This window comes from Pseudomonas marincola, from assembly GCF_900116605.1.
Classification (GTDB): Bacteria; Pseudomonadota; Gammaproteobacteria; order Pseudomonadales; family Pseudomonadaceae; genus Aquipseudomonas; species Aquipseudomonas marincola.
In genome coordinates, this window is record NZ_FPBC01000008.1 from 255118 (window position 1) to 264932 (window position 9815).

At 56.4% G+C, this 9815-nt stretch carries 8 protein-coding genes; 6 read left to right on the forward strand and 2 right to left on the reverse strand.

Translation table 11 applies throughout. The features are described from left to right. The first annotated feature begins 8 nt into the window (after positions 1-8). From BM395_RS14915 to BM395_RS14935, 5 genes are read left to right on the forward strand one after another with little or no spacing between them, the layout of a single operon-like run. The gene (locus BM395_RS14915) at positions 9-995 is read left to right on the forward strand and encodes a DUF58 domain-containing protein (protein ID WP_090513149.1); all 987 of its coding nucleotides are present in this window, start codon (positions 9-11) and stop codon (positions 993-995) included. Further along, complete coding sequence (locus tag BM395_RS14920) at positions 982-1515, forward strand: DUF4381 domain-containing protein (RefSeq protein WP_170860601.1); 534 nt, start codon at positions 982-984, stop codon at positions 1513-1515. Before BM395_RS14915 ends, BM395_RS14920 begins: the two co-directional genes overlap by 14 nt. After that, positions 1512-2501, forward strand: a complete 990-nt coding sequence (locus BM395_RS14925; RefSeq protein WP_090513152.1) for a VWA domain-containing protein — start codon at positions 1512-1514, stop codon at positions 2499-2501. The genes BM395_RS14920 and BM395_RS14925 overlap by 4 nt, the downstream gene beginning before the upstream one ends. Continuing rightward, positions 2498-4033: a VWA domain-containing protein gene (locus BM395_RS14930; protein ID WP_090513154.1), complete on the forward strand. Its 1536-nt coding sequence runs from the start codon at positions 2498-2500 to the stop codon at positions 4031-4033. The genes BM395_RS14925 and BM395_RS14930 overlap by 4 nt, the downstream gene beginning before the upstream one ends. Then, positions 4030-5289, forward strand: a complete 1260-nt coding sequence (locus tag BM395_RS14935; protein WP_141124099.1) for a BatD family protein — start codon at positions 4030-4032, stop codon at positions 5287-5289. The genes BM395_RS14930 and BM395_RS14935 overlap by 4 nt, the downstream gene beginning before the upstream one ends. A 40-nt stretch (positions 5290-5329) precedes the next feature. On the opposite strand, the gene BM395_RS14940 is transcribed toward BM395_RS14935, so the two are convergent. Continuing rightward, positions 5330-7819 carry a fused MFS/spermidine synthase gene (locus BM395_RS14940; RefSeq protein ID WP_090513156.1) on the reverse strand — a complete coding sequence of 830 codons (2490 nt, stop codon included), beginning with the start codon at positions 7817-7819 and terminating at the stop codon, positions 5330-5332. Between the two features lie 128 nt (positions 7820-7947). Next, positions 7948-9462, reverse strand: a complete 1515-nt coding sequence (locus BM395_RS14945) for an arylsulfatase (RefSeq protein ID WP_090513159.1) — start codon at positions 9460-9462, stop codon at positions 7948-7950. A gap of 83 nt (positions 9463-9545) precedes the next feature. Between BM395_RS14945 and BM395_RS14950 the strand changes: the two genes are divergently transcribed. Continuing rightward, the coding region (locus BM395_RS14950; RefSeq protein WP_141124100.1) for a transposase at positions 9546-9815 on the forward strand (270 nt) is incomplete at its 3' end.

Sequence of the window (9815 nt, forward strand, 5' to 3'; positions counted from 1 at the left end):
AGGGTTCTATGAGTAACGATGCAGCTCGCAATCGTCTGGGCATCAGGGCCAATCAACCCGAGAATGAGACCGAAGACCCACGCGTAAAAGTCAACCTGGCGCATCTGATGGAGATGGAAGCCGAGGCACGGCACCTGACGTTGCTGCCGCGACAACCTGCGCGCAGTATTCTCAATGGTCGCCACGCCTCTCGGCTGCGCGGTCGCGGGCTGAACTTCGAAGAGTTACGCGGCTATCTGCCAGGCGATGACTCGCGCACAATCGATTGGAAAGTCACTGCCAGAACCGGCAAACCCCACGTCCGCGTTTACACAGAGGAGCGCGACAGGCCTGCATTGGTCGTGGTGGATCAACGCATGTCGATGTTCTTCGGCTCGGCTATGAACATGAAATCCGTAACAGCAGCTGAAGCCGCCGCCATTTCAACTTTCATGATTCTCAACCAGGGCGATCGCGTTGGCGGCATTGTCTTTGATGACGAGAATTTATGGGAGATCCGCCCGCGCCAAAGCCGCGCGAATGCCCTACGTTTTCTGGAAACGCTGGTCTCCGCCAACCGCTCGTTAACCGCCGACGCGGAACCCCGCGCACCGATGTCATTGAATCGCCCGCTTGAGGCCGCAGCCAGAATTGCCGGCAGTAACCACCTGGTCGTGGTGATAAGTGACTTTAATAATATCGACGAACACACAGATGAACTGCTGGGTGGCATAGCCCGCAAGAACGATCTTCTGCTGTGCCTGGTCAGTGACCCGATGGCCGACACGGTTGCGACCAACTGGAAATTGATTATTTCGGACGGTCGCCTCAAAGCGCTGATGGACACCAGTGAGGACAAAGCCAGAGCCTCTGTTCAGCAGGTGCTGGATGAGCGTTTCAGCACAATCAAGGGCTGGGAAGAACGCGTTGGCGTGCCCGTGCTGCCGCTGTCTACCGAACACGACACCCACATGCAAATTCGTGCATTGCTCGGAGGCGCTGATGGCGAAGACTGACGTTGCAGCTCAGGCCCCAACACCTTCGGTGCCTGCTGATCTGGCAAACCTAAACCTTATCGAATTGCTCGAAAAGCTCGAGCCTGTGCCTGCGCCAGAACCAATCTCATTGTTTCCGCAGACACCCTTCTGGGGATGGCTCGCGCTGCTGTTGCTTATAGGCGTGGCTTATCTCTCATACCGCGGCTGGCGTAAATGGCGAGCCCGAGCTTACAGACGCGCTGCATTGGCTGAAATTGCCCAAGCGGGTGACGACCCGATAAAACTGGCAAGAATTCTTCGCCGTACCGCTCTGTGCGCATTCCCCCGCCGTGAAGTCGCCAGCCTGCATGGCGAACAATGGCTCGCTTTTCTGAACGAGCATTACCCCGGTAACAAGTTCGCGGGTGAAATAGGCCAAACACTGGACAACGCGCCCTATCAGCCCAACACCAACAGCGGATCTGCACCCGGCCTGGCCAAACTGGTGGCCGAATGGGTTCGCACTCATAAAGTTCCGACAACAGGGGAAAACTCGTGATTGAGTGGGCGGCGCCTTGGGCCTTTATCTTGCTGCCTCTGCCATGGCTGGTGTGGCGCTTCATGCCGCCGTTCCGTGAGCGTACAAAAGCAATTCGCGTTCCGTTCTTTGACACCTTTGTAGCGGCAATGGGGGCTACACCCCGCGAAGGCGTAGTGGTTCCGCAGCGCAGCAAGGTCGATACAGCTATCGCCATCCTATTGTGGCTATTACTGGTAATTGCCTTGGCGCAGCCACAGCGGTTGGGTGATCGCGTTGAAATCAAGCAAGCCGCTCGCGACGTGATCCTGGCTATCGACATTTCAGGTTCTATGGATGTGAAAGACTTCAAAGCCTCTGATGGCACTGAGGTGCAGCGGCTGTTGGCCGTCAAACGCGTGGTACAGGACTTCGTAAAAAAACGTGAAGGCGACAGGGTCGCTCTGATCGTGTTCGGTTCGCGTGCTTATGTGCAGTCACCATTCACCGAAGACTTGAAAACCTTGGGCCAGCTGCTCGACGAAACCAGCGTCGGCATGGCAGGACCGAACACGGTTATCGGCGACTCCATTGGGTTGGCAATACGCACTTTTGAGTCCAGCAAAGTCGATCAGAGGCTGCTGATATTGCTGAGCGATGGTAGCGATACGGGCAGCCGCATGACGCCGCTGAATGCCGCCACCATTGCCGCTCAACGCGGGGTCTCGATATTCACCATTGCGGTGGGTGATCCGAACGCCAGCCCGGACTCTAAATACATTGTCGACGTCGACACCTTGCAGGAAATCGCATCACGCTCCGGCGGCGAATACTTTTTTGCCGGCGATGAAAAAACCCTCGAAACGGTCTACAGCCGAATCGATGAATTGACCCCGCGTAAAACCCAAACATTGTCTTACCAACCGCGCGAAGCCCTGGCTTATCTGCCAATCGCTGTAGCCGCTGTATTGCTGTGCTTGTACGCACTGATCAGGCAGTTTCCTGTCAGGAGGAAAAGTCAGGCATGACTTACTTTCTTGAGTCGCTGTCCTATTTTCATTTCCTGCGGCCATGGTGGCTGTTGTTACTCGTGCCGCTGCTGTGGATCTGGTGGCGGATGCGCCCGACCCGCAAGGACACAGATGATGTTACTGCAGTCATCGCGCCGCATTTGGCCGAAGCAATTACGGTAGGGGGCAATCGCCGCCAACGCTGGACCGCCGCTGACAGCTTGGGTCTTGCCGGCGTGTTGCTGGCACTCGCTGTTGCGGGGCCAGCATGGAACAAAATCCCTAACCCGCTGCTGGCTCAAACCGCGCCGCTGGCCATGGTGCTCGCGGTTACGCCGTCGATGGACAACTCAGACATCGCACCGAGCCGACTGGAACGGGCGCGCCAGAAGCTGCTTGAGCTAAGCGCTTTGCGCTCCGGAGCCCGTACCTCGTTGATCGCGTATGCCGGCACGGCGCACCGTGTGGTGCCTCTAACGGAAGATCCGCATGTACTGAAACCCTTTATCGAAGGGCTCAATACCGACGTAATGCCCAAACCCGGCAACAATGCATCTGCCGCACTGGCACTGGCAGAGAAGAGCCTTGAGAGTGAAACCGTTCCCGGTGCTATCGTTTTTCTGCTGGATGACCTGAACAACGCCGACGTGCCTGCTTTTGAGAAACATGCGCAGGCAAAAGGCGCACGTCTGATCTTCCTCACGGTCGGCAGCAATCAGGCCAGCGTCGACAGAATGAGCGGCATAACCGATGCCGAGGTGGTCGAGTTATCGGTCGATGATAAGGATGTCAAAACAATAGAGCGCTACACCGCGCAAGCCTACCGCGAAGCCCTGTCGGGTGATGACCGATTGCAATGGCGAGACCAAGGGGTGCTGTTCGCATGGCCCGCAGCCCTGTTGATCCTGCTTTCGTTTCGTCGCGGACGAGTCGTTCAATGGCCAGGTGCTGCCGCCTTAGTGTTGCTGATGAGTTTTCATCCGGGCGACGCCCAAGCGGCTAACTTGGTGGACTTCGTACTGACCCCAGACCAGCAAGGTCGCCTGCAATTTGATCAACTGCATTACGCCGAAGCTGGCGAGAAATTCCAGGACCCACTCTGGAAGGGCTATGCCCTGTATATGGCGGGCAGTTACGCGGAATCTGCAGAGGTACTCAATCGCCTCGAAACCTCGCAAGCTGCTTTCATCCAAGGCATGGCTCAGACCAAAGCGCTGAACTACCGGGCCGGTATCGAGGCGTTCAAACTCGCCCTGGAACGTGATCCGAAAAACCAGGCCGCTGCGCGCAATCTGGACATCGCCCGCGCGCTGCTGGCCTACGCCGAAGATGCCAGAGATGCCTCGGATACAGGCATCGGCTCAGAGGGCGCCGATGAGGTGGTGTACGACAAAGAGTCTGCCGAGGGCGCGGATATGCTCGCCTCAGACATACCGACTGATGAAATTAAAATGCAATCGACCGAGCAATGGATGCGCAGTGTCGACACCCGAACATCTGAGTACCTCAAGCAACGTTTCTTGCTGGAATCGATCGAGGATCAGCCGTGATTTACCGTCTGTGCCTGTGCCTGCTATTGTCCCTGCCCTCTTTGGCCCTGGCTGCGCCGGGAACGCCTAGTGAGCCAATCATCGAGATGGAGCTGACTGAAGACACCGTCATCCCGGGCTCTCCTACGCAGCTCACGATTTCGGTGCTAGTGCCAACATGGATGCTCAAGCCTCCGGCCTTCCCCGATCTGGAGGTTTCACATTTGATGGTGCGGCGTCCACCCGACTCATCATCACCTGCACGCAAACGCATCGATGGAAAAATGTGGGCTGGGGTCAAACGCACTTATCAGTTGTACCCGATGATTCAGGGCCAGTTCGACATTCCTGCCCGCCCGTTGCGGGTGACCTACGCAGACCCGGAAACCAATGCGCCGGTCGAAGTAAACATGATGACCGATCCGATCCGCTTATTCGGCTCAGTCCCCAAAGAAGCGCAAGGGCTCGATCCATTTGTGGCGGCCACGGGCCTTAAGCTCGACCAGACAATAGAGGGTGCCGCCGATGTAATGAAGGTCGGTGACGCCTTCAAGCGCCAGGTCGTTGCCACGATTGAAGGCACCTCTTCGCTGTTCATTCCACCGCTGCTGCCCGACTCGGAGATCGCCGGTATCTCTGCATACCCCAAAGAGCCACAGACCCAGGAAACGCCCGACGGAGGCACACGAACCGAGGAAGTAAGCTTTGTGGTTGAGCAAGGCGGAGACTACGAACTGCCTGGCGTGGAGATACGCTGGTTCAACCTCACCACCAAGAAAATAGAAACGACCAGCCTCAAGCCTTTACTGTTCTCGGGGAAAGTAACACTGGCCCAGCGGCTGGAGCGAAACTGGCGAACCATCGCCATCACGCTGGTTATCCTTGCGTTTGTGATAGGGCTGGCACTGCGTTTTATCCCATCACTGCGCACCGTGATTCAACGTAACTATGCGGCCGCCAAAACCCGCTACCTATTGTCCGCCAGGCATTCATATAACCAGGCCATGCAGGCAATCAAACAACAGGATTTGGACGCAACGCTGAAGCACGTACAGAGTTGGGTAAACCGACTACCGCCGCAGGCTTGCCCTGACTTAACGGCTTTGAAGGCAGCCCTGTCGGGCATTGGCGAGAAGCTGTATGGACCCACTCCGACTAATCAGGCTGACTGGTCCGCAGTTAAAACAGCATTGCAGCAAGCCGCGCATAAGAGTCGGCAGCTCAAGCGACAAACTGGCAGTGCCAACTCGTTACCGCCGTTAAATCCAACCCACTAAACGGGAAAACTGGAGTGAGCACTCCAGTTTTCCCGTTTGCTTATGAGGCAGGCGGCAGGAACCAGTCGTAGTAGGCGTTGGGGTTGTCACCGCGCACAAAGCGCCGGACACTTTCTTTCCAGCTTCTGGTATCGCCCATCGTCGCGTACAGGTAGATTTGATAGAACTTCACCAGTCGCAGATACGATGCTTCAACCTCACTCATCTGCACGTCATTGCCTTGAAACTGAGGTTTCTCACGCAACTCCAGAAGAGACGGCAAGGTGTAGGTAATCTGCTCGGCATGCGTCCAGCGACCGTACTCGATAAGAGGACGATTATCCGTCACCGGCTGGGCATTTTTTACGTAGCTCTCAAGCCCTTTGCGATCGGTGATGTAGGTCGCGAGCAAATCAGTTACTGAGCCAATGCCCACTTCCTGCAGCGTGCTGGCAACATCGCCGCGCTGCATGCGCTGCTCGATTTGCCCGATATCCAACGCCAAGGGCTTTTCAGAACCCAGCAGCATCATTTCGTTGGCTTCGGTCGTCCAGAGCGATACGTGCGGGAACACGTCCAGCATGGAGCGAATCAACGAGCGAGTGTCGGCCTCGGTCTGAGTCGCAATAGGCAGCCATTGTGCGAGTATGCCGCCCTCGCTAAGACGGGCTTTAGCCAGCTCATAAAAATCCGAGGAGTAGAGATTCACTACACCGGCAGCCGCAGGTGGAGGCGGCTCAAGCGTGATCAGATCGAACAGCTCTTTGCTGCGCATCAGCTCGTGACGACCGTCACCCACCTGAATATCAAGGCGCGGGTCTTTGCCTGCTCCCAAATTACCCTTGAACAGGGTGACCGCATCAGCAACCGGCTTCATGAGCTCAATGCATAACCGCCGATCCAACTCGGGATACACCAGAGTGGCGCCAGCTGTAATCCCGGTGCCAAGGCCAATAACCAAGGCTGATTTGGGTTCACCCGGATGCACCAACAGTGGCAGCAGCGCTTGCAGGCGCATGTAGCGTAGAGATGGCATGGCGTCCCCTGTGTTGGAAACGCCTTGAATGTAAAGTCGGCGGAAGCTGCCCTGCTTGCTGTCCTGCTCTAACACCGCAACAGTGCCGCCCGGCGCTTCTTCATAGAACACCACCTCACCGCCACGCGAGTCAGTCAGCAGACGCGTCAGCAAGTCTCGCGGCAGCCAAACCGCCAGAGCGACCACCACTGCTAGCAGGCCGAAAGCCGGCGCAGGGGTGAAACGTTGACGATCCTGATACAGCGCAACGGCCCCTACCAGACCAGCAAGTACCGCAAGCACTGCAAGGCTGCCCGACAGCCCCAGCCAAGGCACAAGGATGAAGCCGGTGCCAAGGGTGCCGACAATGCCGCATGCCGTATTCAGGGCCAACATTAAGCCAATGTCCTGGCCTGGTTTCGCCTCATCGACCACCAAGCGTGCAGCGGCTGGGAAAGCAGCGCCCAGGAGCAGAGTCGAAGGGAAAATAATCACGCCAGCCGCGACGATGAATCGAGACAGCATCTGCGCCATGCGGTTGCCCGTGACATCGAACACCCACAGCCCGGTGACCTCTTGAGCGTGAAGCAACCACGGCCCGAGCAGCGAAAATGTGGCCATTGCAACAAAGCCTGCACCCAGCACCAGCAGCCCAAAGGTGGTCCAGCGGGCACGAACGCGATCAGCAAAACGCGAATACAGGAAGCTACCGATAACCAGCCCCGAGAGATAAACCGCCAGCACGACACTGAAAGCAACGGCGCGGGTACTCAGGAACTGAACAATGATTTGTGTCCACAGGACTTCATAGCCCAGCGCAACACCGCCCGCCAAGGCATATAACACCAACGCGAGGCGTGCCTTGGATGAAAGCGCGAAGAACTTGAGGCGCTCGCGTGGGGCCTCGGAAGTACGGACCTGAGGCTTTGCTCTGGATAAAACCAAAGCCCAAATCCCCAGCAAGACATTAAGCGCGCCCGCGAAAAAAGCTGCGCCCTTAACGCCAAAGAGCGGCACCAGCGCCAGTGCCGTCAGTAGCACACCGATGATAGCCCCGGCCGTATTGGCCGTGTAGAGCTGGCCAGCAGTGCGGCCGATCTGGCTGTTGCCCGGCCGAACAGACGATATCAGGGGCGGTAATGTCCCTCCCATGAGGATTGCGGGAAACATCACCAACAAGAACGGCAGGAGCCAGGCAAGGACCCCGAATTGCGATTGCAGTGCGACGAATATGGCGGGCGCCTTGGCTAATGCCAGCGTCGCACCAATCCCAATCAAAGCAATCAAAAATTCCAGTACGGCGTACAACCGCAATGGATTTCGAAGACTATCGGCAAGGCGTCCAAAAATTGCGCCCCCCAATGCAAGACCCGCGAAGAAAGCACTGACTCCAGTAGAAATCGCGTAAACATCAACGCCGACCACCAGAGATAACTGCTTAACCCAAATGGCCTGATAAACCAGAGCTGAAAAACCAGATCCAAACAGCAAGCACTGAAACAACAAAATTCGCGGACGCGCCGGAACTGAATTCATAGATTGTGATTTCTTACGGTTCTGAGTGTCGTAACCACGCGTTAGCGTGATGCCGAAACCACTATATTACGGATGAACGTACACCGGCACCCATTTGGGTGCCGGTGTAGTTGGTTTGCGCGAGGAACTTACTCTGTCTTACCCGCTTTTCCGTGAATGTGCTGCTTCATGAGATCGCTAACGTTCCAGGAAGCCGGAGTTTGACGCTGCGGGAACTCGTCAAAGGTTTGAGCAAAGTCGGCAACGATAGAGGTTGCCCATTGGAACATATAGCCGCGATGCGCCCAGAAATCCCAGTAGGTGTTTGAGCTACCGTAGGCTTTCTCGTACGGGTCCATACGCAGGTCGAACAGAAGCGGAGCTTTAAGCTCATCGAGCTGACGTGCCCAAACTTCCATGCCGTCGTAGTCCTGAACCAGGTACATGGCTTTCCAGCGATCCGCGAAGCGAACTGCTGAAACCTGACCATCGTCAGTCGCGTAGATGAAGTTGTGACGCGGACCCTTCTCTTCTTCGCCGGTCAACATTGGCAGGAAGTTGTAGCCGTCCATGTGAACCTTGAAGGTCTTGTCACCGGACTTACAGCCCTTCTTGCACTCTTCAACGATGTTCTTATCACCGGCAGCTGCGAGGAATGTCGGCAGCCAGTCCATGTGAGACATCATGTCATTGGAGATAACGCCCGGTTTGATTTTGCCAGGCCAGCGAACCATGGCTGGTACGCGGAAAGCACCTTCCCAGCTGGTGGTTTTCTCGTTACGGAACGGAGTAACGCCCGCATCTGGCCAGGTGGACTCGTGAACGCCGTTGTCTGTTGTGAACAGAACAATGGTGTTGTCTTCAATGCCCAGTTTCTCGAGCTTGTCGAGGAACAGACCTACCTGAGCATCCAGTTCCAACATGCCGTCGGCATATTCGTTAAGACCGGACTTGCCACGGTTAGCTTCACGTACGTGTGTGAAGAAGTGCATGCGTGTCGAGTTCATCCACACGAACCAAGGCTTGTTCTGCTTGGTGTTACGATCGATGAAGTCAAGTGCAGCGGCGGCAAACTCGTCGTCCACTGTTTCCATGCGCTTCTTGGTGAGTGCGCCGGTGTCTTCAACAGAACCGTCGGCAGCAGCCTTGATAACGCCACGCGGGCCTTTCATCGGCGGATCTTTTGGATAGTCTTCGTTCTCTGGCTCTTCCTCAGCATTGAGGTGATACAGGTTGCCGAAGAACTCATCGAAGCCGTGATTGGTCGGCAGGTACTCGTCGAGGTCACCCAAGTGGTTCTTACCGAACTGCCCGGTTGCATAGCCTTGAGCGCGCAGAAGCTCACCCATCGTCGGATCTTCAGGCTGGATACCTACCGACGCACCTGGCATACCTACTTTGGTCAGACCTGTACGGATTACACTCTGGCCGGTAATGAACGCAGCGCGCCCTGCCGTACAGCTCTGCTCACCGTAGTAATCGGTGAACATCACCCCTTCCTTGGCAATACGGTCGATGTTGGGTGTCTGGTAGCCCATCATCCCATGGCCATAAACGCTGATGTTAGGAATGCCCACATCGTCGCCCATGAATACCAGAATGTTTGGCTTACCAGATGAATTATCTGCAGAGCCGTTAGCCGGTTTGTCAGCTGCAGTGGCCATTCCAGTGGCAATTGCTAGGGAAACTCTGAAGAAGACTTCCTTATTTTGGCAAAATGCCCGGACTCCACCCGCCGAGTTTTCCGATGAAGCAGATGACCTTCGCCGACGCCGAGTACGCCGGCAAGCGCAAACAGACCCGCAAAGAGCTGTTCCTGATCGAGATGGATCGGGTGGTGCCGTGGAAGGGTTTGGTTGCCTTGATCGCCCCGCATTATCCCAAGGGCGAAGGCGGTCGTCCGGCGTATCCGCTGATGGCGATGCTGCGGGTTCATCTGATGCAGAACTGGTTTGGCTACAGCGACCCGGCGATGGAGGAAGCGCTGTACGAGACCACCATCCTGCGCCAGTTTGCG